Origin of the sequence: Sphingomonas sp. Leaf17 (genome assembly GCF_001421505.1) — a bacterium.
In the GTDB taxonomy this organism is placed as follows: Bacteria; Pseudomonadota; Alphaproteobacteria; order Sphingomonadales; family Sphingomonadaceae; genus Sphingomonas.
Window position 1 is genome coordinate 595944 of record NZ_LMKL01000001.1, and the last position, 25012, is coordinate 620955.

Below are 25012 nucleotides of genomic sequence, written 5' to 3' on the forward strand. Positions count from 1 at the left end.
CGGGATCTTTCGGAAAGAGATACATCATCAATGCGTGTACGGGCGGTGCATCGGAATATCGGGATTCAGGGTGACGCCGAACCCCGGCGCATCGAGCGCGCTTACCTTCATCCGACCGTTCTGCGGCACCGGTTCGCCCAGCAACTGGGGCGCGAACATCGGCACCACCTCGGTCGGCCCGGGATGCATCATCAGGAACTCCGCGAACGGCGAATTGTGGCGGGTAACGACGAAGTGATAGCTGTAGACCGACGACCCGTGCGGCACGACCATCTTGCCGTGCGCATCCGCCAAGGCCGAGATCTTGAGCAGTTCGGTAACACCGCCGCACCAGCCGACATCGGGCTGGATGATGTCGCAGCAATCCATCTCCAGCAGCATACGGAAGCCCCAGCGCGTCGCCTCATGCTCACCGGTGGTGACCAGCATCCCCTTGGGCACGTTGCGCTTCAGTTCGGCATAACCCCAGTAATCGTCGGGGCTGATCGCTTCCTCGATCCACTTCAGGCCGTGCTCGTGCGCGGCGATCGCCAGACGGGTGGCGTAATCGACGTCGAGCGCCATCCAGCAATCGAGCATCAGCCAGAAATCATCGCCGCACTTCGCGCGCATGTCGGCAATCATCGCGATATTCTTCTTCATGCCCTCAGGCCCCTCGGCGGGACCATGGTGGAGCGGCATCTTGCCGCCGATGAAGCCCAGATCCTTCGCGATGTCGGGCCGCGCGCCGGTCGCATAGAATTGCAGTTCGTAGCGCACCGCACCGCCAAGCAGGTGATAAACCGGCTCCTGCCGCAGCTTGCCGAGCAGATCCCACAGCGCGAGATCGACGCCGGAAATCGCGTTTACGACCAGCCCCTTGCGGCCATAATACTGGGTCGAGAAATACATCTGGTCCCAGATCTTCTCATATTCGGTCGGCGACCGGCCCTCCAGAAAGCGGGCCAGGTGCTTTTCGACGATGAACGCCGCCGGCTCGCCGCCCGTCGTCACCGCGAAGCCGACCGTGCCGTCCTCCGCCTCGATCTCGACGACCAGCGTGCCAAGCACGTTGATGCCGAAACTCTGCCGCGACTGGCGATATTCGGGATAGCGGCTCATCGGCGTGGCGATGTGATCGTCGATCCAGTGGCCTGCGCCCTGATCGTGATAATCCGCGCCGCCGCCACGGACGACGAACGCCCGGACGTGCTTGATCTTCGGCAAAGTCACAACCGCCACCCTCAACGCTCCTCATCCCCCATGCCCCAAGCGAGGCACGTCACCTGCATCGTCGAGCGATCTCCGCGTGTTGCCCGCCGCGACCCCGATCCGTCGGGTAACGTGGCACGATCACGCGACACTCGATAATGTGTTTCATCTCATTTTGTGGGATAGGCAACTACTTGATGAGAATGTCCGCGTCAAACGCAGACTTGGTCTGCAAAACCGAAATCGCCCGCCGGGTATGCGCGGCGCGACGATGCGATGTGGCCGGACAATCGGGGAACACCGGAGGCTGACCCACCCTGTGCCGGATAGTCCCGGTGCCGTCGTCACCAGAAGCACGGTGAAAAACTACTAGAGCCACTTGACGAATCTATGCTATGTGGTTGCGTGTCTTACAATGTGGAAAACCACACAAGACGGTTTCCATGCATACAGGGGAGGATATCCATGAATCATCCACAGCTCGCGACCCGAATCCGTAGCGGCGCGTCCCTGCTGGCGCTGTTGTCGGCCGGGTTCGCCGCCAGCGTATCCGCGCAGCAGACGCCTCCCCCGCCCGCACCGCCCGCCGGCCAGACGCCATCATCCGCCGAGGTTCCGGCCGACGCGGCCGACATGACCGATATCGTGGTCACCGGCTTCCGCGCGTCGCTGAGCACCGCGATCAACCAGAAGCGCAACGAAACCGCCGCGATCGACAGCATCGTCGCCGAGGATATCGGCAAGTTTCCCGATTCCAACCTGGCCGAATCGATGCAGCGTATTCCCGGCGTCGCCCTGGCGCGCGGCGATGGCGGCGAGGGTCGCAACATCTCGGTCCGTGGTCTTGGCGCGGCGTTCACGCGCGTCCGCATCAACGGCATGGAGGGCACGTCGCAGACCGGATCGTCCGACATCTACGGCGGTGGCAACAACGGCCGCAGCTTCGATTTCAACGTCTTTCCAACCGAAATCTTCTCGTCGCTGGCGGTGCGCAAGACCCCGTCCGCCGATGTGGAGGAAGGCTCGCTTGGCGCCACGGTCGACCTGTCCGCGCCGAAACCGCTCGACGGCAAGCAGGACTTCACGCTCAGCGCGACCGTGCGCGGCGTCTACAGCGAACTGGCCAAGAAGGTGAACCCGCGCGCGTCGCTGCTGGTCGCGAAGAAGTTTGCCGACGGGCGGTTCGGTATCCTCGGCTCGGTCGCCTATCAGGAACGCGACATCCGCGAGGTCGGTTATTCGGCGGTCGATATCCTGTCCGCCAACACCAACGGGCTGTTCTGTTCGCCGGTCGGCTTCGCGCCGGCCACGCCCGCGATCGGCAGCAAGGGGGCCGACGCCGCGAACTGCTATCCCGGCACGCCGCGGACCAGCACGACGGCGGCGTTCAACACCGTGCTGGCCGCGCGCCGCCCCGACCTGCCCAATACCGCGGGCAGCGGCGCGTTCTTCCCGCGCATCCCGCGCTACCTGAATTCCGAACAGAAGCAGAAGCGGATCGGTGGCACGCTGAGTTTCCAGTTCCAGCCTGACGACGCGACCGACATCTCGCTCGACCTGCTCTACTCGCGCTTCCATGTCGTGCGCCGCGACAATTATATCGAGGCCATCTCGTTCGGGCGGTCGGCCGCGAACAACGGCCAGCCGGTGACGTCGATCAAGGATGTGCAACTGACGCCGCAGGGCGGGCTGGTCTACGGCGTGTTTGACGGCGTCGACGTCCGTTCCGAAGGGCTGGTCGACGATTTCACCTCGACGTTCAAGCAGGCCAATCTCAACCTGAAGCACGATTTCAACGACCGTTTCAGCGTCACCGCGCTGTTCGGGCTGAACGAGGCGAAGTCGTTCGGCAAGCAACGCTTCCAGTATTTCATGGATGCGTTGGACACACCCAATTTCTCGATCGACTATCGCGACGGCAACGATACGCCCAAGCTCGGCTTCGGCTTTGACGTGTCCGATCCCACGCGCTTCAACTATGCCCCGCCGCTGGCCGATGGCACGGTGCGCGGCGGCTACAGTTTCCAGGCGCGTCCGTCGACCAACACGAACAACGGGCTGACCGCCGAGACCAACCTGCAATGGAAGGTCGCCGACGTCCTCACGCTGAAAGGCGGCGGCCAGTATCGCCGCAGCGACTTCACGCTGCGCAACGTCATCCCGTTCACCGCCGACACGATCACCCGCGCCCTGCCGGCCGGCACGACGCTGTCCAGCATCACGAACCAGATTACCGGCGTCGACGCGCTGTGGGGCAATGGCGCACCGGCCAGCTGGGCGTCACTGGATCCGAACAAGCTCATCAGCACGTTCAATCTCGATGCGACACGCTATTGCGGCACCGAGTGCGGGGCACAGTCCAGCCGCGTGCTGGAGGAAGTGACCTCCGTCTATGCGATGGCCGCCTTTGATCTGGACGACCGGCTCGGCGGCATCGGGGTTCGCGGCGATGCGGGCGTTCGTTATGTCCACACCGACCAGCTGTCGTCCGGCTTCATCTCGGCCGCGCTGGCCGGTTCGCCGACCGGCGTGACGGGTCGGTTCGCCACCGCGAACAAGCAGTACAGCGATTGGCTGCCGTCGGGCAATCTGGTGATCGAACCGGTCGAGGATCTGCTGTTCCGCTTCTCGGGCGCAAAGGTGCTGGCGCGTCCCGAACTCGGCGTGCTGACCCCGACCAGCGGCGTCAACGCGGTGACCCGCAACGGCAGCATCCAGAACCCGCAGCTCGACCCGATCCGCGCCAACACCTTCGATGCGGCGATCGAATGGTATTTCCGTCCCGGTGCGCTGCTGTCCGCCGCGTTCTTCTACAAGGATCTGAAATCCTACGTCCAGAACGTCAACACGCTCGTGCCGTTCAGCGACCTCGGCCTGCCGAACGAGTTGCTGGCCGGCACCAACACGCTGCCAAGCGAGCTGTTCACCATCGCGCAGCCGCTGAACACGCCGGGCGGCCCGTTGAAGGGGATCGAGGTCAACGCGCAGGTGCCGTTCACCTTCCTGCCGGGGTTCCTGAAGAACTTCGGTGCGCTGGCCAACTACACGCGCGTCACCTCGCGGATCAATTACATCCTCGCCAGCGTCAACGGCGTGCCGACCGTCACCACCACCGCCAACCTGATCGGCCTGTCAAAGAACACCGGGTCGGGCACGCTGTATTATGAGGACAACCGGTTCAGCATCCGCGGCACCGCCAATTACCGCGACGGGTTCATTCGTGGCATTCCGGCCTCGCCCGGCAGCGACCTTCAGGGCAATGACAGCACGCTGTTCGTCGATGCCTCGGCCTCGCTGGCGTTGACCGATACGATCAAGCTGATCGTCGAGGGGACCAACCTGACCGATGAACAGAACCGGCTCTACACCGACAGCGTCCGCCAGGACACGCTGTTCCAGACCCGGATCGGACGGACGATCACCTTCGGGGTAAACGTCAAACTGTGATCCGGAACGGCTGCGATCATCGCCGTTGATGATCGCGCCGGGACAGATGGCATGCGCCTGTTACGGGATCAGGCGGACGGCACCGCTGGCGCGGCCAGCGTTCGACCGATCCATCGGTCGAACAGGACCGGCCAGTCCGACCCCGGCAGACTGGCGGCCAGGTAGCTGGGGCCGAAGCCGTGCCCGCCCTCCTGCAGGAAATGCGCCTCGACGGGCACTCTTGCCTCCCGCGCGGCAACCAGCATCGCCATCGGTTCGCTGAAGGGCACGACCGGATCGTCGATGGCGTGGACGATGAAGATCGGCGGCGTGTCGCGTCCGACCCGCCGGACCGGATCGAACCGGGCGGCCGGGCCGGTGCCGACCCGCATCAGGTCGGCGGACGTGACGGGATAGACCAGCCCCGCAAAGGCCGGTCGGGCGTTCTGCCGATCGGTCGCGTCGACGGGGGCATAGACCGGATCGTTCCACGCGGTCGCGATCGACGCCGCAAGCAGGCCGCCGGCCGAAAAGCCGACCACACCCAGTTTTTCGGGCATGATGCCATAGCGTCCGGCATTGGCGCGGATCAGCCGCATGGCCCGTTGCGCGTCCTGCAACGGCACGTCCTGGGGATTGGCCCAGCCCTCGCCGGGCAACCGGTAGCCCAGCACGAACACGGTGATGCCAAGCGGGTTGAAGGTCCGGGCGACGTTGATGCCCTCGTTCTCGACCGAGATGAACTGATATCCCCCGCCCGGTATCGACAGCAGCGCCCGGCCGTCCGGATTGGCGGGACGAAACACGCCCACCACCGGCTGTGCGATGCCCCGCAGCCACAATTCCCGCCGGGGTGCCCGACCGTTCATGGTGAAATTGGGCCGTGGCAGGACTTTCGGCGCATTCGGCGGACGATCGGGCCATAGCGCGAAATGGTCGGCCGGCGGCCATGTCGTCGCCACCTCCTGCGCCACGGCCTGTCCAGCCGCCGACGCTGCAGCGACACCGATTGCCCCACCCAATATCGCGCGGCGATCCAGTTCCATGTCCGTCCTCTCCAGGGCCTGTCGACCTGCGCCAGTGACGGCGGTGGTCCGATTATGGCGGCAGTCTATCGGACAAGGGCGATGGTGCAACCGCAACGAACGGCCCAGCGAGGACGCGGACCGAATTGACAGGGCGATGATCGCCCCTTACCGCGCTATTGCGAGTTGATATCAACGGTCCGGCTGTTTTTCTTCATGACGAGTTCCTCGATCCGTACGTGGTACCTCGTGCACAAATGGACCAGCCTGATCTGCACGATCTTCCTGCTGATGCTGTGCGTGACGGGGCTGCCGCTGATCTTCAGCGACGAGATCGACCGGCTGGGCGGTGGCCAAGGCCGGTTCGGGATGCCGGGGGTCGGATCATCCGGCAACGCCCCCGGCCTGCTGTCGCTCGACACGATGATGACCAGGGCACTGGCCGCGCGTCCGGGCGAAGTGCCGCTGTTCATGGCGTTCGACAACGACCAGCCGTCGATGACCATCACCACCGGCCCGACGCCCGACGCCCCCGCCGCGCAGATGACGACCATGACCTTCGACCGGTCGACCGGCGGATTCCTGAGCCAGGAGGACGGCGGCGGTGTGATGCATGTCCTGCTGGATCTGCACACCGACCTGTTCCTGGGGCTGCCCGGCATGTTGTTTCTGGGCGCGATGGGGGCGCTGTTCGTGGCCGCGCTCGTCTCCGGCGTGGTGCTGTACGCGCCGTTCATGCGCAAGCTTGCCTTCGGCACGCTGCGAACGTCGCGCAGCGCGCGGCTCAAGTGGCTCGACTATCACAACCTGCTTGGCGTGGTCGCGCTGGCCTGGATGACGGTGGTCGGTGTCACCGGGGTCATCAACACGCTGGAAAAGCCGATCAACGCGCTGTGGCAACGGGGCGAGCTGACGGCGATGACGCGGGCCTATGCCGGCAAGGCCGCCCTGCCGCCGGCGGGCTACGGATCGCTCGACACCGCCATGGCCGCCGCGCGCAAGGCGCTGCCGGGCAACAATCCGCAATTCATCGGCTTTCCCGGTGGCAGTTTCAGCTCCCGCCATCATTACGCGGTGTTCTTTCAGGGCGACACGCCGCTGACACAGCATCTGCTGACGCCGGCACTCATCGACGCCGAAACCGGCACCTTCACCACCGCACGCTCGATGCCGTGGTACAACAAGGCGCTCTCGCTCTCCCGCCCGCTGCACTTCGGTGACTATGGCGGTCTGCCGCTCAAGATCCTGTGGGCGGTGCTGGATATCTTCACGATCGTCGTGCTGGCTACGGGGTTGTACCTGTGGCTCGGCAAGCGCCGCGCCTCGGCGGCCGCGCATGTCCGCGAAGTCGAGACCGGCGGCTTGGCCGTGCCCGCGGAATGACGCAGCACCGCCGCTCACGGCAGAGCCTCGGCGCGATCTTCGCCGCGCCGCTGGTGATCGCAGTGGCCAGCGCAGTGGCCCTGGTCGCGGCGCTGACCGGCGATGGCTGGCGCGACATCCTGTCGTGGGTCGGACTTGCCGTGCCGATCCTGGCCGTCCCCTGGGCCATGCTGGCCCGCCGTACCTGAACACCCCCTGCGCCGGTCGACCGGCGCGCTTGAGGAAATATCCGTGATGAAGACCCGTGCTGTTCTCCGCCTGACGGCAGGTGCCCTGACCATGGCCGCCGCCTGCCCCGCCTTCGCGCAGGATCCGACAACCACGGACCGCGCCGCCAAAAGGACCGAAGACCGCGCCGCGGATATCGTCGTCACCGCGCAGCAGGCGAACGAAACCGGCGTGACGCACGGGGGCGACGTCGGCGTCCTCGGTGACAAGCCGGCGGAGGACGTGCCGTTCGCGATCAAGAGTTACAACGCCGCGCTGATCCTGAACCAGCAGCCGCAGACGCTGGGCCAGGTGCTCGACAACGATCCCTCGGTGCGGACAAGCTATGGTTTCGGCAATGCCGCCGAACAATTCGTCATCCGGGGCTTTGCGCTGACCGGCGACGATATCGGCTTCGACGGGCTGTACGGCATCACGCCGCGTCAGCTGATCGCCCCCGAACTCTATGAATCGGTGCAGGTCCTGAACGGGTCGAGCGCGTTCCTGAACGGTGCAGCCCCCGGCGGCAGCGCAATTGGCGGCAGCGTCAACCTGATCCCGAAGCGGGCGGGCACGACCCCGCTGACCCGTGTGACCGCGAACTACACATCCAGCGGGCATGTCGGCGGCAGTTTCGACGTCAGCCGCCGCTTTGGTACCAATGGCGAATGGGGCGTGCGCGTCAACGCCGCCGCCCGGCGCGGCGATGTCGCGATCGACGACGAGTTTCGCAGTGCCTATCTGCTGGGTGGCGCGATTGATTACGACAGCGGACCGCTGCGCCTGTCGCTCGATCTGGCCTACCAGAAGGTGCGGGTCGACCAGATCCGGCCGAAGCTGACGTTGCCCGCCGCGATCACTGTCATCCCGACGGTGCCGGGTGCCGCCACCAACTACGGCCAGCCCTATTATTTCACCAATCTGCGCGACGTCTATGGCCAGTTCCGCGCGGAATACGACCTGTCCGACACCGCCATGGTCTACGCCGCGTTCGGCGCGCGTGACGGGTCGGAGGACGGCTATTACAGCACGCTTTCCCTGCTGAACGCGACGACCGGCACGGCATCGGTGTCGGGATCGCGGATCCCGCGCACCGACAACAACGAGGCGGCACAGGCCGGGCTGCGCGTGAAGCTGGCCGCTGGCGGCGTGACGCACGAGTTCAACATCGGCGGGTCGATGAACTGGCTGACCAACCGCAACGCCTATGAATTTTACGCGAATTCATCGGGCACGACGAACATCTACGCACCGGTCGTGGTGCCCGAACCCAGCCTGGTCAGTTTCGCCGGCGGCAATCTGGATACCCCGTTCCCGATCTCGCGCACGCGCCTGACCAGCGCGTTCGCATCCGACACCGTCGGTGTCTGGGACGACCGGATCCTGCTGACCGCCGGCTTGCGGCTGCAGCAGATCGTCGTGAAATCCTATTCTTATTTCACGTCGTTGCAGACGGACGCCTATCGCAAGGACGCGGTGACCCCGGTGGTCGGTCTGGTCATCAAGCCCGTCGACCATGTCTCGCTCTATGCCAATCGCATCGAGGCGCTGGTACAGGGCGCGACGGCCCCGGCGATCAGCGGCGGCCTCAACATCGTCAATGTCGGTGAGGTCCTGCCCCCATCCCGGTCGACGCAATATGAAGTCGGCGGCAAGCTGAGCCTCGACGCGGTGACCGCCAGCCTCTCGTTCTTCACCACCGACCGGGCGACCGCGATCGCCACGCCCTTGTCGTCGCCAGCCGGTGCCGGCCGCTTCGACGCGTCCGGGCTGCAGCGCAACCGGGGTATCGAATTCAGCATCCAGGCCGAACCGGTACGGGGCCTGCGGATCATCGGCGGCGGATCGGTGATCGACGCCAGGCTGCGCCGCCAGACGGGTGGCCTGAACGAAGGTCGCAAGGTCGCCGGGGTGCCCGACTATCTGGTCAACGGCAATGTCGAATGGGATCCCGCGTTCATCCCGGCGCTGACCCTGACGGGCCGGATCGTCCATACCGGCCCCCAGGCGGCCAACGCCGCCAACACGCTGTCGCTGCCGGACTGGACACGCTTCGACCTCGGCGCGCGCTATGTCGCGGTGGTGGCAGACACGCCGCTGACGATCCGCGCCGGCGTCGATAACGTGGCGAACCGCCGTTACTGGGCATCGGCGTTCGACAGCTTGCGGCCCGACCTGCTGCAAGGGGCACCGCGCACCGTCAAACTGTCCGCCTCGATCGACCTGTAGCGTCGGCGCCGGGATCGAGGCGTTCGCGCTTTCGTCGGGCCTTGCCAGCGTATCGGGTACCGCGGCGGCGGATATGGTCGACCTGACCGACGGACGCCTCCCTCGGCGTCGCAGGCTCGACGATCAACGTCGCCCGGATGGCGGAGCGGGCAGGTACGACCTTCAGACCAGCTGGCGGCCAACGATCCGGCGATTTCAAAGGTCATATCGGCCGTCCCGATCCCTGCTGGACCTTTGTCAGCCAGACGTTCATATTGATACGACAACGTGAGACAGACGACAGGGGAGGCAGAATGGTCAAGGTGCCGTCGATGGCGGACGCGCTGTACGCGCGGCTGGAATCCGGCATTCTTGCGGGCGAGCTGCAACCCGGCGCACAGATGCCGACGCAGAAGATCATTGCCGAATCCGAAGGCGTCAGTCGCACCGTGGTACGTGAGGCGGTGGCGCGCCTGGAGGCACACGGAATGGTCGTGTCGCGCCAGGGATCCGGTGTCTATGTGGCGGACGATGCACGCTATCGCGCATTCCAGGTTACGCGCGATGAATTGTCCGAGCTGGCCGACGTCATCCGCCTGCTCGAAACCCGTCTGGCGATCGAAGCCGAAATGGCTGCTTTCGCCGCCGCGCGCCGGACGACGGAAGATATCGGCGCCATGCGCATGGCCCTCCGGCACATGGCCGATGTCAGCCACGATCAGGCGGCAGCGGCGGCGGCGGATGTGCAGTTCCACCTCGCCATCGCACGCGCCACCCGCAACGAGTATTTCGTCAGGCTGATCGAGTTTCTCGGTCTGCGGCTTGTGCCACCACGCAATCTGTATCTGCGCGGCAAACCGCCCGAAGCCCATATTGCCTATGCCGCCAAGGTTCGCGCCGAACACGAGGCGATTCTCGAAGCGATCATGCGCATGGACGTGCCCCGCGCGCGCAAGGCGCGCATGGGACCATATGCAGGAAAGCCTCAACCGCCATTCCGAACTGAGCGACGAATAGTATCGCAACAAACGGGCGCAGGCTCCAACCCGGTTGTCATATTACCCGGAGCCGGCGCTTAGCCTGACATGAAACTAGCGCGCGCTGCTCCGGGATCCCTACGCCAATCGCCATGACCGCCGCATCGCGTCCGGTCGTGGCGCAAGGCCGGATCACGGTGGAAGCGGCCGCCGACCATAGTGCCGGCCGGCTTGGCCGGAGCCGACCGGATCGCGGCCTGTTCAAGGGGGCGGCCGGCCACAAACCCGCCACCCCCGCCGGCCGGTGCATCAGAACCGGTAGCGCACCGTGCCGCCATAGGTCCGTGCCATGTAGATCACGTCGCGCGGCTGGTCGGGAAAGCCGTAGAAACTGCGCCGCGTGCCCGCGAGCACGTTCTGGACCTGCACCGAAAAACCGAGGTTTTCGAGCGGGCCGCGCGGGATGGTATAGTTAATCGCGGCGTCCATCCATGTGCGCGGCGCGACATAGGTCGATCCGCGCAGGAAACCACTGTTGACCGAATCCAGCACCGTTCCATTGTAGTTGTACGACAGTCGCGCGTTCAGCGTGCCGCGCTCGAACAGGCCGGCGATATTGTAGACATGCTTGGCCAGCCGCGCGATCGGCAACGATGCGGGGGCACCGGTCGGCGAACCGGGGATCTGATCGAACTCCTGCAACGATTCGACATAGGTGTAATTGGCCGACACCCCGAAATTGCGCAGCAGACCGGGCAGGAAGGTAAAAAAGCTTTGCGCCTGCATTTCGACGCCCCGGCGATAACCGCTGCCCGCATTATACGGGCGGAACACGCGCGACGGGGTGGCATCGCTTTCCTCGATCAGCTCCAGCGTCTCGAACGTCGCGACACTGCCTTCGAGCTTCCAGTAGAACGGGTTGATCGACAGGATGCCGGTGCGTCCGAAATAATATTCAAGGCTGGCATCGTAGCGCGTGGTCTTTTGCGGCTCGAGCGCGGGATTGCCCGAATTGAAGCTGACCGCATCGTCGCGCAGGATGAAGAACGGGCTGATCTGGTCGGTGTTCGGGCGGCTGATGCCGACATTGTATGACAGACGCGCCTGCAATTTGGGCGTGAAATGCGTGACCAGCGTAACCGTCGGCTCGATGTTCAGATAGTTGCCCGATCCGTTGGTCTGCGTCAGTTCGGCGACGGTCACCTGAAGGCCATCAACGGTACGGCGCACGTTGCGGAACAGCAGCGACCGGTTATCGACCACCGTATTGGTGATGCGCGCGCCGATCAGCCCGTCGATCGGGAACAACAGCTTCGTGCGATACCCGATCGTGCCATAGGCGGAGACGACCCGTTCCTTGCCATCGAAATTGCGGTCGGGCCGCTCGGGCACGAGGTCGGTGGCAAAGGCGGGACTGAACTGTGCCAGATACTGGCGCATGTCTCCGTAATTGTCGCGCGCGGCGAACCGGTCATAGCTGAGCCAGCGGGCGTTGTTCTCGACCCCGGTGCCCGAAAACCCCTCGGCGATCGGCACCAGCTTATTGAAGCCTTTGGGCAGCATCGATTGCTCGATCTGGAGATTCCCGACGCTGCGGAAGCGTTCGCGCCGCGACGCGTCACGCGCGGCGAAGCGCATGCCGAACTTGATGTATTCGATCGGGTTCCAGAAGGTGCGCAGCGTCAGGTCGCTGCGTAGCGCGAGCGTGCGGTTCTGCGACCGGTTCTCGCGCTGGTTCAGCCCGAAGAACCGGTATTGTGTCGGGTCGAGCAGGTCGAGATCGCGGAAGACGAGGTTCATCATCGGATACCTGAACTTGTCGCTTGCGAACTCGACGTCATAGGTCGGCCGGTTGACCAGCCTGTTGCGCGTCTCCAGCTCTTCGAACAGGTTGTTCGCGCCGGTATAGGCGACTTCGGTGGACAGGGTATATTGTTCGGTATCGCGCTGCCCCGTCGCCTTTATCATGAAATTGCTGTTGTTCTCCTCGGAGATGTACGAGATTGGTCCGACCTGCGTCACCGGCGACACCGTGACTGACGCCATGCGGTTGGTGCCGGGCACCAGCGTGATATTGCTGAGCGCGGGCAGGTTGTTGGTCGATGCCGCCTGGATCAGGACCGGCAGGTAGAACTGATTGCTGAACCGGTCGAAATTGGGCTTGGCGTAATTGCCTTCGAGGATCAGCGTCGTCTCGTCGTCCGGCGACCATTGCAGCGACCCGCTGACGCTGGGCGTCGTGCGCGCGCCGGTGGTGTAGAAGAACGCGACCTGATTGGGCGCGAAGGTCGGCTGCGGCAGGATCTGCGGGCCGACGACCTGGCGCGTCTGCACCGCCGCCAACGGATCGTTGCGCGCCTGCGATTCGAGGAAGGGATTGTGGTTGATCGTGAAACCCAGCTGGACCCCCATCTCGCCGATCGCGGTGTCGCGGCGATAATTGGTGATCGCGGTATAGACCTGGTTGTACCGTTTCGACTGGGTGTTGTAGCGCGCGGTCGCATTGCCGCTGAAGGTGAAGCCATCCTTGAAATCGACCGGGCGGCGCAGGTTGATGTTGATCGTGCCCGCACCCGATCCCTCGACCTGGTCGGGGGTGCGCGTCTTGAACACCTCGACGCTCTGCACGAGGTCGGCGGGAAGATCGGCGATCGAGGCGACGCGGTCCGCGCCGCTTTCGATCGGCGTGCCGCCCAGCGTGGTCTGCACCCCGCCCAGCCCGCGCAGCTGGATGTCGTTCACCTCGCCCTCGGTACGATACACCGCGATGCCGGGGATCGAGGCGACGACGTCGCCGACGGTGTTGTTCGGCAGCTTGCCGATATCCTCCGCCTCGACGATGTCGACGATGGTGTCCGACTTGCGCTTCTTGTCGCGCGCCTTGGCAAGGCTGCCGCGCACGCCGCTGACGACGATCTCCGCGTCGCGGTCTTCGGTGGGCGTTGCGGGCAGTTTCTGCGCGGCATCGTCCGCGGCGGTGGTCGTGGCGACCGGTTCGGCGGCATGAGCACCCCCGGCGACGGCAATGGCGAACGCGAACGACGATGCGTGAACGAGCAGGCTGCTGCGGTTCATCTTTCTCTCCCCCTGTAATATCCTGGCGGGGCGCGCTGGACGCGCCCCGATGAACCGCGCGATGCGCGGTCAGATCATGTGAACACGCTCTCGCGCAGCACGCCGTTCAGGCCGGCGGGGAAGAACCCGCCCGACGTGGCGACGGACCGGGTCATGTAGAAGGTGTTGATCGTCAGATTGGGCAACCGGCCATAGATCTCGCCCTCGCCGTCCGACGGGTTGATGTCGGCGGCCAGGCTGCTGCCCGATCCCGACGACACGCCCCGGTCATCGTCGACCGTCGGGGTAAAGCTGTCGCGCAGGTCGCTCAGCCGGACGGTGGCGGTGCGCAACACGCTGCCCGTCGCACCGCCGCGCAGGAACAGTTGGCTGCGGATCAGACCGGCGTGGAAGGCGCAGGTCGCAAGCATTCCCGCCGCCACGTCGATGTTGGCGGCGCTGGTCATCAGCGTGGCGATGCCGCGCCATGCCGACACCACTGCATCCTCCAGTACGAACGCGCCCAGCAGCAGTTGATCCTGCCCGGCATAGACGTCGGTCAGCACCGGTGCGGTCGCCGGAACGGTGACAGGAGTCGCTTCGGTGGCATAGCGCGCGAAGCTGCCCCCAGCCTCCATGCTCAGGTTCAGCGCGGGGCGCGCCGGGACCGCCGATCCCAGCACCGCGCGCAGGCGCACGAGCTGGTCGATCTTTTCCACCGCGATCTCGCGCAGGTAATCGGCGAGGATAGGGTCGGCGATCGTGACCGCGCGCGGCCCCACGACGTCACCCGCCGCGCCCGCGCCCGTCACCAGCGACGACGCCAGCGGCGCGCCCAGCACAGCGCGCGCGTAGAATTCAGCCTGGAGATACTGGAGCTGCACCATCAGCGTCAGCAAATCGACATCGCTGACCGGCAGGATGCTCGGCGATGCTGCGGGCGTGGGAGTGGGCGTGCCCGATGGCGTCGGGGTCGGCGTGTTGGCGAGTGGCGATTCATCGCCTTCTGAACAGGCGGCGATCGCGACGATCGCGCCGACGGTCGCGAACCGCCCAGCGCGGCCGAGGAAGGCGCGGCGGGCGACGACCGGTAATTCGGCGACGGCGCTGCCCATATTGTCGTTGTCCATGGTCGGTATCCCTACAAGTTCAGGCACTGGCGCTGGTGCGAAGCGTGCCGTTGACGCCTTCGGGGAAGAACCCGCCCGAGGTTGCCGTCGTCGCGGTCAGATAGAGCTGGTTGAGCACCTGCCCGGCGGAACGACCCGCGGCCTCGCCGGTGGCAGCGGCCGGCGAGACGTTGGACGTCTGCACCGTCGCGGAACTCCCCGCATAGCCGCGCATGATCGGCGCGACGCCCTGGAATGCCTGTCCGCCGTTCAGCGAACGCTGGAACGCAGCGATCCTCTCGGCATTTTCGCGCAGGCGCGGGGTCGTTGCTCCCCGGCTGTAGAGGTAGCTGCGAATCGTGGCGGCGTGGATCGCTTCGGCACCGAGAAATCCGGTGAAGTTCTGCACCACAACCCGGTTGCTGATCGACGCGGTCAGCCCACGATACGCCGCCACCGAGATACTCTTGAGATACAGGATCGCGTAGAGGAGGTTTTCCTCGTTCGCATAGGGATCGAACACCGCCCCCGGCGCAACGACGCCCGCGCGCTGCATCGCCACCGCAAACGGTGCGGTTGCCGACGCCGAAATGTCCATCAGCGGCTGGCGCACCGCCAGCGCGCCGATGACGACGCGGATCGGCAGCAGGTGGTTGCGATTGTCCGCCGCCATTTCGTTGACGATCAGCCGCAACGCCGGGTCGCTGAACGTCACGCCGCGCCCCGGGATGATCGGGACGCCCGCCACGCCATTGCCGGTCAGGCGGTCGACCGGCACGAGGATCGGCGGTGTGGTCGCGGTGGTGCTGGCGACCGACTGGCTGAGGAACTGCGCCAGCAGATACTCCATGTTGAGTATCAGGTTCAGCAATTCGATATCACCGATTGTCTGCGCGGCCGCCGGTCGCGTCGGCGCGAGCAGCCCGGCACCCGCGATGGCCGATCCAGCCACCGCCTTGAATAGCATGCGCCGACCGATGTCGGCGCCAACCGTCCGGGACTCCATGGATCCCCTCCCCCCTGTTACTTTTGTATTCTGCATTTATACGATATATTCACTGGCCCGCGAGACTTGTCGTACAAAAATATCAATGCGTCGAAAATGAACAGGTTTTCCGACACGAACCAAAAAAGCCGCGCAAGATTCTTGCAAGTCGTTCGTATCGCTGGAAAACCGATCTCTCCGGGGTTGCGAGCCGCCGGTCTGCGGCATCTAGGCGCGGCGGAACGGTCGCAGCGCATCACACGACAAAGGCGTGGTGCGCGCCAAATTGTGATCAACGCATCATGTCCGCCGCAGTGATCCTGCGCGATTCGGGCTGCACACCCCGAAATGCGCGATCCGTAGCGCCCTGCCCCCTTTTTCGACCTGTGGCATGACAACCCATGGCGACTTTCGACCGGCGGACAGCCGATCGTTCGTTACGTTATAATATCAATGTCATGGTGAAGGCTGGATCCCGGCGAGGACGCGGGGATGCAGGACCCGACCGAGGTCAGCCGCACGACCGTGAGACGCGGTAGACACGCGCATGGCAAGAGGCGAAGCTTTGGGTCGGCATGACCGCGCGTCCCACAACCGTCATCGCCGGCATGGGCGGCACTGGGCCGCCATATATTCCGCTCAAGTGTTTGCTTACACCTGTTGCGCGACGCACCCTGACATGATGGCGCGGCCGCCCCATACGGAGCTGTGCGACCCCTATCTGGTCCGCAATGGTGCCGTGGTGCTGACCTGTTTGTACGACAAACGCTTCTACATCGGCGGCGCAAATACCCCCCCGGGGGGGGAGGCATTATCGCCTTCCCCGTTCCCTCATGCCGCGTGGAGCGACCAGCAGTCTCGCCAGCGCAGTACCGGGCGGTCCCCCTCCCATTCGATCGGCAACCAGACATAGCGCCCGTCGATCGCGTTGTCCGGCCGCCAGATGTCAGCCATGAACACGAATCGTTCGCGCCCGCCCCGCGACGACAGCGGCAGGACGAAGGTGCTTTGCGCCCCGAACGTCGTGGCGACCTGTTGCGCGGTGCCGCGCACCGGATTGCCCAGCGGCTCCCACGGTCCCTCGATCCGGTCGGCGACGAATGATCGCGCCGGATTGGGCGCCCATCCGGTCAGGCCGGAGGTTATCATGTAATAGCGCCCGCGCGCGCGGAAGATCGCCGGTGCCTCGTTCGCGCCGCCGGGCAGGACACGCCAGTATCGCCCGTCATGCGCCGCCATGTCGGGGGTCAGCCGCGCGACCTGCAACGTGCGGTTCTCTTCCGACGAATATACATGCCAGCCGGTCCCTTCGGCATCGACGAAGATCGTCATGTCGCGCGCCATCTGGCCGCCGGGCATGTCCTTGACCAGATAGCTGTCGGTCAGCGCCCGGTCCTGCGCCGTGACGTTGACCGGCCATCGCCCCGGATTGACCCGGCCCGCGCGCACGAACCGGTACGGCCCGGTGATCCGGTCCGCCACCGCCACCCCGGCATGCGCGGCGGCATAGCCCTGCCCTTTGCGTTCGAGGTGGAACCACATCACGAACCGGCCGCTGACGGGATCGCGCACCACCTTGGGCCGTTCGATGATGCAGCCGCGCACGATCGGGCTGGCCGGATCGTTTGACACGGCCAGCGCGATCCCCTCATCGCGCCACATATACAGGTCGCGCGAGCTATAGACGTGCACCCCCACCTCGGCGACGTTGCCGCCGGTCCCGGGCGTCTTGTGTTCGCCGAACCAGTACCAGCGGTCGCCGTGGCGCAGCATGCCGCCGCCATGCGCGTTGATATGCACGCCGCGATCGTCGGGCCACAATGCGCCGGGCGTGAACGCCCCGGCCGGCCGCGCCGACGTGGGCAGTGCGGCCCCGGCCAGCGTCGCCCCCATGCCCGCCAGCGCGGCGCGGCGTGTCACCTGCGGCATCACTGCACCTCCGTCGCGCGCGCCGGCCGGGCCTTGTCGGCGTCGGTGCCCGCCCCGGTAAAGGGTTCAAACCGGAATGCGATCCGCGTCGGTTCGACCTTCGTGCGATACTGCATGTGCGGCTGGCCGGTCGCGCTCCACGTCGTGTCGCCGCCGACACCCCATTGCGCGGCGTCGATGTTCAGCGACACCTGGTCGTGCGGCACGATATCGCTCGACCGGCGGGTACCCGGCGGACGGCGGTCAAGGTCGGCATAGGGGAACGCCAGCGCCTGCATCATCAACGGCCGGTCGGCGACGACGCGCAGGCCCGCGTCGGCACCCGACACTTCCATCCAGCGCACATCGACCTTGTTGCCGGTATCCTGCGGCCGCATGTAATCGTGGTTCTGGTCGGCCACCCTGCCCCGCCACAGGCCGATCGGCGCGGATGTCTTGCGATCGACATAGCTTTCGTGCGGCCCGCGCCCGTACCAGCCGACCGTCGTCATCGCTTGCGGCAGGGCATAGGACAGGCCGACGCGGATCGGCGGCGGCAGGTCGCTTTTCAGCGGGGTCAGGTCGGCGACCACCGCGACCGATCCGTCACCCGCCATCGTATAGATGGTGACGAAGGCGGCGGCCCCCGCCCCCAGCGCATGGTCGACGCGCACCTCGACCGCACCGTCGGGCAGCCGCCGCGTGGTCAGCGCGCGCAACTGGCGATTGGCGGCGACCGGTCCCCATGCGGCGGTCTGCGCGGTGTTGCCGTTCGCCAGGTCGTTGTCGGTCGGCGCGCGGTGGAAATTGGGGGCGCCGCCGGTCGCCAGCACGATATCGCCCCGCGCATAGCGATCGAGCAACCCGGTCTTGCGGTCAATCGCCAGCATCGCGCCACCCGCCGACACGCGCACCATGTCCGCCGCATAGGCCAGCGTCACCGTGCCGCGTCGCACGACCGGCGTGGCGGGCGCGGTGCCCAGCGCGAACTGTTCCCAGCCCACGACATGGTCGGCGGGCACCAGCGGGATCGCCCCCGCCTTCGCACGGGCGCGCACCGTCACCAGATATTCCGCCCCCGCACGGCGCGGCACGCCCGCAACGGGCAGCACGATCGCTTCCACACCGCGCGCAGCGGTGGCCAGCGGCGGCAACGCGCCCTGCGCGACGGTCACGCCGTCCGCCTCGACCCGCCAGTCGAACGCAAAGCCCGACAGGTCGCGAAAATCATGCCGGTTGCGCACCGTGACCCGCCCGGTCGCGGGATCGAACCCCTCGAACTGGATCGGGCTGAGCACCTTCTGTACCTCGTACAGATGCGGGTTGGGCGTGCGGTCGGGCTGGTTCAGCCCGTCGCCGAACTCGATGTCGCCGCCCGGATTGGGACCATATTCGCCGCCGGTCCCCCAATAGGGTTTGCCGTCCGCCGTCGTGCGCGACATCGATTGGTCGACCCAGTCCCAGATGAACCCGCCCTGCAACTTGTTCGGATGGGCATAAATGGTGTCCCAATAGTCCTTGAAATTGCCACCCGAATTGCCCTGCATATGCGCATATTCGCACTGGATCATGGGTTGCGTGCGCGTGGGGTCCTTCGCCCAGTCGACCATCTTCTCCACATCGTCGTACATCGGCGCATAGATATCGACGTAGGCATTGGGCTGATGGTCCCAGTCGAGCGTGCCCCAGCCGAGGTACGAGATCAGCCGGCCGGGATCGCGCGCACGTACCGCCGCCGCCGCCGCCTCGAAATTCGGGCCGATGCCCGCCTCGTTGCCCAGCGACCAGAAGATCACCGACGGATGGTTCTTGTCACGTTCGACCATGTTCGTCACCCGATCGACATGCGCGGTCTTCCACGCCGGGTCGAAGCCGATCTGGTATTTCGCGCGCTGTCGCGGATCGCGGTTGCCCGCCTCCATGTACAGGTGGCTCTCGATGTTGGCCTCGTCCATCACATACAGCCCGATTTCGTCCGCCAGCGCGTACAGCCGGGGATCGTTGGGATAGTGCGAGGTGCGCAGCGCATTGACGTTGTTGCGCTTCATCAGTTCCAGGTCGCGGCGCATCGATTCCAGCGAAATGACGTGGAACGTCACCGGGTCATGCTCGTGGCGGTTGACGCCGCGGATGGTGATCGGGCGGCCGTTGACGCTGACCAGTCCGTTCTTCATTTCGACCGTACGAAAACCGATGCGTTGCGGCGTCGATTGCACGACGCGCCCGTCGGCATCGACCAGTTCGACCAGCAACGTGTACAGGTCGGGCGTCTCGGCGGACCATGCCCGCACGCCCGGCACCGGCGCGGACAGCGTCACCGTGCGCGGCGCGGCGCCCGGCGCGACCGGCATCGTGCGCGTCAGCAGTTCGCGCGTACCGTCGAGCAGCACGATGCGCGCGGTCGTCGGGCGCGACGCGGGCGTCACGGCCACCTCCACCGCCAGCGTGCCGTCGCGATAGGCGCGGTCCAGCCCGGCCTTGACGAACAGGTCGGCGATCCGCGTCTTCGGCATCGCGGCCAGGAACACTTCGCGCTCGATCCCCGACACGCGCCAGAAATCCTGATCCTCCAGATACGCCCCGTCCGAATAGCGATGCACCCGGATCGCCACGCTGTTCACGCCGGGCCGGACGAACCGGGTGACGTCGAATTCGGACGGCAGCTTGCTGTCCTCGGCATAGCCGACCTCGCGACCGTTCACCCACACCCGGTATGCCGATCCCGCCGCGCCGATGTGGAGCACGATATCCTCGCCCGACCAGCCCGCCGGCAGCGTGAAGTCGCGGCGGTACGATCCGGTCTCGTTGTCGTCGTGGGGGACCAGCGGACGGTTGGCGGGAAACGGATAGGTGATGTTGTTGTATTTCGCCTGGCCGTACCCCTGCGCCTGCCACATCGACGGCACCGGGATCTTCCTCCATCCCGACACGTCATACCCCGGCGCCTCGAACCCCGTGGGCGCGCCATCGACCGAGGGACTGAAATGGAACGCCCAGTCGCCGTTCAGGCTGAGGAAGCGGTTCGATTGCGTGCGGTGCCCCGCCAGCGCGGCGGCGCGGCTTTCGAACGCGAAGCCGGTCGCACGCGCGGGCAGCCTGCCGCGTGCATTGACCGCCGGATTTTCCCAGTCGGGCCGGGCAGGATCGACCTGCACCTCTGCCACCGCCACGCCGCGCTGCGCAAAGGCATCCGGCGACAACCCCAGGACGCTCACGCCCACAAACGCCACAACCAGCTTCATGTCGATCCCCTCAGCACCGGCGTCTACGCGCCGAGATTTGTCCGACAATATCGCAATCGCGTCACGACGCAACCGTCCGACCCACTGTTATATGATGAATATCTTTCAATTGGGCGGGATACGATGCCGCCCCGTGCGACGGCCGGCACGCGCTCCCGGACATAAAAACAGCGTGCCTTTGTCTGGTCGGGGATTCTGCGAAACCAGCGGCGTGACAAATCGCCCCACTTCGCACCGCACCGCCGTGCGATCATTATCACATCTATTCACCCGCGCTGACTGGATGAGCACTTGCCTGAAACCAGGGGCATGCAGATACTTTGGGCGGATGGTCGCAGGGGGTAGAGCCGAGTGACGACCTGCCACGGGCGAACGGTCCCGCGCGGTGTAGCCACATACCGTCGCGCGATCCGGCGCGAAGGCGATGGAGCTGGGCTGCCCCGGCGTGATGCGAAACCACAAGGGGCGACCCGAACCGTTGCCTGATCCGCGCATCATGCGTCGCCCGGCGCGGATGTCCATGAACCAGCCTTCAGTCTGCTGAAGCCTGAGGCTCAAAGAGGATCTCATCCCGCAGCAGCCGCACCGCATCCTGTCACGGTGCGGGAGGCGTCATACCGGTGACGAGCACGAAGCGCTGACCGGCGGGTGGTGCCGGTACGGGGGTTATGCCTTGGCCGCGCAGGAGCGACGCGATCGCGAGCGCCCGGCGTTCGACGAGGTTCGGTGACGCCGGCATCGCGCCCGGTGGCAGGCCAGGCACGCCGAGGCCCTGGATATTCCAGCGCCGCGCCGCCCAGATCGACGTCGCCACGGCGGATCGCGCCGCCGCGTCGAGCGAGTCGACATTGTCGGCAAAGGCAACCTCGGGCAGCGGCCCCTGCGGCGGCACGATGACCACTGTCCACCCCTCCGTCCCGGCGGCGGCGCGTGCCTCCAGCGCCCGATATGTCGCAAGGCTCGCGCCCGGCAATATCGCGGCCGGCGCGGTCGCGCGTCGATGATCGCGATCAATCGTGACATCCTCGGCCGCCACGCCCGTCACCAGTGCGATCATCTTCGCCAGCGACGCCATGCGCTGGGCGTCGGGACTGGGGGCCTCGCCGGCCTGGCGAAGCTCCTCACGCTGCGCTTCCAGCGCCCCTGCCCCCGGATCGAGCAGGATCTGGTCGAGATCCAGCCGGATCGGCCGGCCCAGCGCTTCGGTCAGCGCGGCCTGGATCGTCGGCGTCTTCTGGGTCTTGCCGCGAGGCGCGATGACGACGGCACGCACGACCAGCGGTTCGGCGGCAAAATCAAGATCGAGTTGGGTGACACGCGCATCATCGCCGAACCTGTTCGTCAGAAGCGATCGTGCCTGCGACACGGCCACCGCTTCGCGGCCGATCCTGTTCAGCGAGATCCCCAACGGGACAGCCATCACGACGAAGACGAGCAGCAGCACGATGGTCTGCATCCAGCTCTGCCGTCGCGACAGGTGATGACCAAATCCATAAAAGCGCGCCATGGCGGTCGCCGACAAAGCGATCGTGATGAAATTGGTGACGAACAGAGCGAAGGCACCCGCGCCGACGGGGACGTTGCGGGTGGCGATACCGTAGCCGACGACGGCAAGCGGCGGCATCAAGGCGGTGGCGATCGCGACGCCGACGATGGTTTCGCCACGGCCGCGGATGATGGCGAAGCTGCCCGCGAGGGCGGCGAACAGCGCGACCGCCAGATCGAACAGATTGGGCCTGGTCCGCGCGACGATTTCCGCCGTCGGTGCCTGGAGCGGCGAGATGGTGACGATCAACGCCGTGAACGCGACCGCCGCGATCGCTCCCAGCGCCAGCGCCTTCAACGATCGCCGCAGTTCGCGAAAATCGAAGAGAGCAAGGCTGAAGCCAAAACCCAGGATCGGATTCATCAGCGGCGAAATCAGCATCGCGCCGATCACCACGGCCGGCGACGACAGCAACAGCCCGAGCACCGCGATTCCCGCCGACATCATCGTCATGAACGCATAGCGCGGCGACCACCCGCTTTCCTCGACGATACGCGCGACCACGGCCTCGTGATCGACGCGCCCCACCACCGATCGGCGCCACCAGCGGTACAGCGCGAGGCGGGCCAGACGGCTGTTCAGGTCGGATCGAGCGCGCGCTATGTCAGTCATTCTTCGGGCTTATGCCCCGCTGGCGATCGTGCGTCACCTCCCGTCGTCATCCCGCGACGCGGACGTGGCGGATTGGTCCCCGCGGGCCAGCCCTCGCGCCGGGTCGACCGATCACCGGCGGGGTATCGACATCGGGCTTGGCAATGATGATGCGCCGCCCGGCGAGCCACCCCGATGGTGTTGCCACGACATCACGGTTCGCTACCGGATAAGCCATGCGATCGCGAAGCAGGTCGCCAGGCCGACGATTATATTCATCGGCACCCCGATTTTCACGAAGTCGGAGAACCGATAATCCGCCGCCGCATAGACCATGGTATTGGTCTGGTAACCGATCGGCGTTGCGAAACTGGCCGAGGCCGCAAACATCACCGCGACGATCAGCGCGCGCGGATCGTTGCCGGTCGCCTGTGCCAGCCCGATCGCCACCGGCGTCATGATGACGGCGACCGCGTTGTTGGTCACGGTTTCGGTCAGCGCCGATGTCAGGAAATAGAGGACGAGGATCAGCACCAGCGGCGACAGCGTGCCAAGCCAGGGCGAGATCGCATCGACGACGAGACCGACGGTGCCGATCGCCTCCAGCCCGCTTCCGATGCCAAGCATGGCGAAGATGAGCACGAGAACGCTGCCGTCGATCGAGCGCCATGCCTCCTCGGGGTCGATACAGCCGGTGATGAGGACGATACCGACGCCCATCAACGCAAGCGTCACGACCGGCAGCACCCCCAGCGCGGCCAGGCCAACGACCCCCGCCAAGGTGAGAAGCGCGATCGGCGCGCGCGTCCGACGAAAGCGACGGACGTGGCTTGTATCCTCCGCGATCAGGTTGGTGTTCTCGCGCAGTTCGGCGATCGCGGACTCCCCGGCGGCGACCAGCAGGCTGTCGGCGGCGCGAAGCCGCACGCTGCCGAGATCCGGTCCCGGCAGATGTCGCGCACGCCCGATGCCCAAGACCCGCGCCGGCAGGTTCGACAGGAACGGGATGTCGCGCAGATGGCGGCCAAGCGCCGGATGCGACGGCGCGATCGTCAGCCCGACCAGCCGGACATCGTCGGCGCGCTCGTCATCGGCAAGCCGGATCGGGTTCCCGACATTCTGCAAGCCCACGACGACGTCGCGGCTTCGGGCAAGACCGTCCAGCTCGTCCGCGGAACTGGCGACGACCAGTCGGTCGCCTGGCATCAACGCGGTTTCCGGGCGCGTATCGCGCAGCAGCGCGCCGCCGCGGCGGATGGCGATCAACCGGACCGCATCGCGCCTGAGGAACGATAGCGCACCGACGGTTGGTGTCCGCGCGGCCAGGTCGCCAATCAGCGCCAGCTCGGTCAGATAATCGCGGTGATGCCGGTCCGCTATGTCATTGTCAGGCCGTGCCGGGAGCAGTCTGGGTCCGAGCACGAGCATCGTCAGGACACCGGCCAGCATGGCGGCCAAGCCAACCCCGGTAATCTCGAAGATGCCGAACGCGGCCTGCCCGTTGGCGCGCGCGACGCCGTCTACAAGCAGGTTCGTCGACGTGCCGATAAGCGTCAGCGTGCCCCCCAGGATGGACAGGTAGGACAGCGGAATGAGCAAGCGTGTCGCGGGGATACCGACCGTCCGGGCCAACCGCCGGACAAGGGGGATCAGCACGATCACGACCGGCGTGTTGTTGATGAAGGCCGGCGCGGTCGCCGCCCCCGCCAGCATTTCCGCAACGGTCCGCCTCGGCGCCTGCGCCGCACGCCGGACAACCAGGCTGGCAAGTGCCTCGATCGTCCCGGTGCGAACGAGCGCACCCGAAAGGACGAAGAACGCAGCGATCGTGATCGGGGCGGAATTGGCGAATGCCGCGGTGACGAGGTCGGGCGTCAGCCAGCCCAGCGCGATCATCACGCCGGCCCCGAATACCGCGATTGTCACAGGCGGGAACCGTTCGGTCGCAAAGGCAACGAACAGCGCCACGACAAAGGCCAGGCCCAGCACCGGCTGATGCAAGGCCATGAACGCGGTCAGATTGTCGATCAACTCACTCCCCCCCCCCCGATGCAGATGCATGTGTTTTGTCGTTGCTGGCAGGAAGATCAGTGGCTGTCCAACGCTTCGATCGGCGCTAGACAGGTGTCGATGCCACGCCGGAACCATAGATCGAGCGAT

At 65.8% G+C, this 25012-nt stretch carries 14 protein-coding genes; 5 read left to right on the plus strand and 9 right to left on the minus strand.

Annotated features, from left to right (window positions below; all coding sequences use genetic code 11):
• Positions 1-27: 27 nt before the first annotated feature.
• Positions 28-1212 carry an L-rhamnonate dehydratase gene (gene rhmD, locus ASE75_RS02775; protein WP_055929361.1) on the minus strand — a complete coding sequence of 395 codons (1185 nt, stop codon included), beginning with the start codon at positions 1210-1212 and terminating at the stop codon, positions 28-30.
• A 444-nt stretch (positions 1213-1656) separates the two neighbouring features.
• Here rhmD and ASE75_RS02780 point away from each other — a divergent pair, with 444 nt between their 5' ends.
• Positions 1657-4638, plus strand: a complete 2982-nt coding sequence (locus tag ASE75_RS02780) for a TonB-dependent receptor (RefSeq protein WP_055928356.1) — start codon at positions 1657-1659, stop codon at positions 4636-4638.
• A gap of 68 nt (positions 4639-4706) precedes the next feature.
• Here the strand turns inward: ASE75_RS02780 and ASE75_RS02785 are convergent, their stop codons facing one another.
• Positions 4707-5663 carry an alpha/beta hydrolase gene (locus ASE75_RS02785; RefSeq protein ID WP_055928359.1) on the minus strand — a complete coding sequence of 319 codons (957 nt, stop codon included), beginning with the start codon at positions 5661-5663 and terminating at the stop codon, positions 4707-4709.
• A 195-nt stretch (positions 5664-5858) separates the two neighbouring features.
• On the opposite strand from ASE75_RS02785, the gene ASE75_RS02790 reads away from it, so the two are divergent.
• The 4 genes from ASE75_RS02790 to ASE75_RS02805 all read left to right on the plus strand — a co-directional run bounded on the left by ASE75_RS02790 (position 5859) and on the right by ASE75_RS02805 (position 10519).
• A complete protein-coding gene (locus ASE75_RS02790) occupies positions 5859-7025 on the plus strand; it encodes a PepSY-associated TM helix domain-containing protein (RefSeq protein ID WP_055929365.1) in 1167 nt (388 codons plus the stop codon).
• Entirely contained in the window at positions 7022-7213 is a 192-nt protein-coding gene (locus ASE75_RS02795; protein WP_055928362.1) for a hypothetical protein, read from the plus strand. Before ASE75_RS02790 ends, ASE75_RS02795 begins: the two co-directional genes overlap by 4 nt.
• Positions 7214-7259: 46 nt before the next feature.
• On the plus strand, positions 7260-9461 hold the full coding sequence (locus tag ASE75_RS02800) for a TonB-dependent receptor (RefSeq protein ID WP_055928366.1): 2202 nt from the start codon (positions 7260-7262) through the stop codon (positions 9459-9461).
• A gap of 293 nt (positions 9462-9754) precedes the next feature.
• Positions 9755-10519, plus strand: a complete 765-nt coding sequence (locus ASE75_RS02805) for a FadR/GntR family transcriptional regulator (protein WP_235512490.1) — start codon at positions 9755-9757, stop codon at positions 10517-10519.
• A gap of 207 nt (positions 10520-10726) precedes the next feature.
• On the opposite strand, the gene ASE75_RS02810 is transcribed toward ASE75_RS02805, so the two are convergent.
• From ASE75_RS02810 to ASE75_RS02840, 7 genes are all read right to left on the minus strand, one after another.
• On the minus strand, positions 10727-13492 hold the full coding sequence (locus ASE75_RS02810) for a TonB-dependent receptor (protein WP_055928369.1): 2766 nt from the start codon (positions 13490-13492) through the stop codon (positions 10727-10729).
• Between the two features lie 74 nt (positions 13493-13566).
• Positions 13567-14601 (minus strand): ferritin-like domain-containing protein, encoded by a 1035-nt coding sequence (locus ASE75_RS02815; RefSeq protein WP_055928372.1) that lies wholly within the window; start codon positions 14599-14601, stop codon positions 13567-13569.
• Between the two features lie 19 nt (positions 14602-14620).
• A complete protein-coding gene (locus ASE75_RS02820; RefSeq protein ID WP_162233699.1) occupies positions 14621-15547 on the minus strand; it encodes a ferritin-like domain-containing protein in 927 nt (308 codons plus the stop codon).
• Between the two features lie 849 nt (positions 15548-16396).
• The gene (locus tag ASE75_RS02825; protein WP_082463745.1) at positions 16397-17494 is read right to left on the minus strand and encodes a glycoside hydrolase family 43 protein; all 1098 of its coding nucleotides are present in this window, start codon (positions 17492-17494) and stop codon (positions 16397-16399) included.
• Positions 17494-20715, minus strand: coding sequence for a glycoside hydrolase family 2 TIM barrel-domain containing protein (locus ASE75_RS02830; protein ID WP_055928378.1), 3222 nt, complete (start codon positions 20713-20715; stop codon positions 17494-17496). Before ASE75_RS02830 ends, ASE75_RS02825 begins: the two co-directional genes overlap by 1 nt.
• A gap of 595 nt (positions 20716-21310) precedes the next feature.
• On the minus strand, positions 21311-22873 hold the full coding sequence (locus ASE75_RS02835; RefSeq protein WP_055928381.1) for a DUF389 domain-containing protein: 1563 nt from the start codon (positions 22871-22873) through the stop codon (positions 21311-21313).
• A 201-nt stretch (positions 22874-23074) separates the two neighbouring features.
• Positions 23075-24883: an SLC13 family permease gene (locus ASE75_RS02840; RefSeq protein WP_327196306.1), complete on the minus strand. Its 1809-nt coding sequence runs from the start codon at positions 24881-24883 to the stop codon at positions 23075-23077.
• Between the last annotated feature and the right edge of the window lie 129 nt (positions 24884-25012).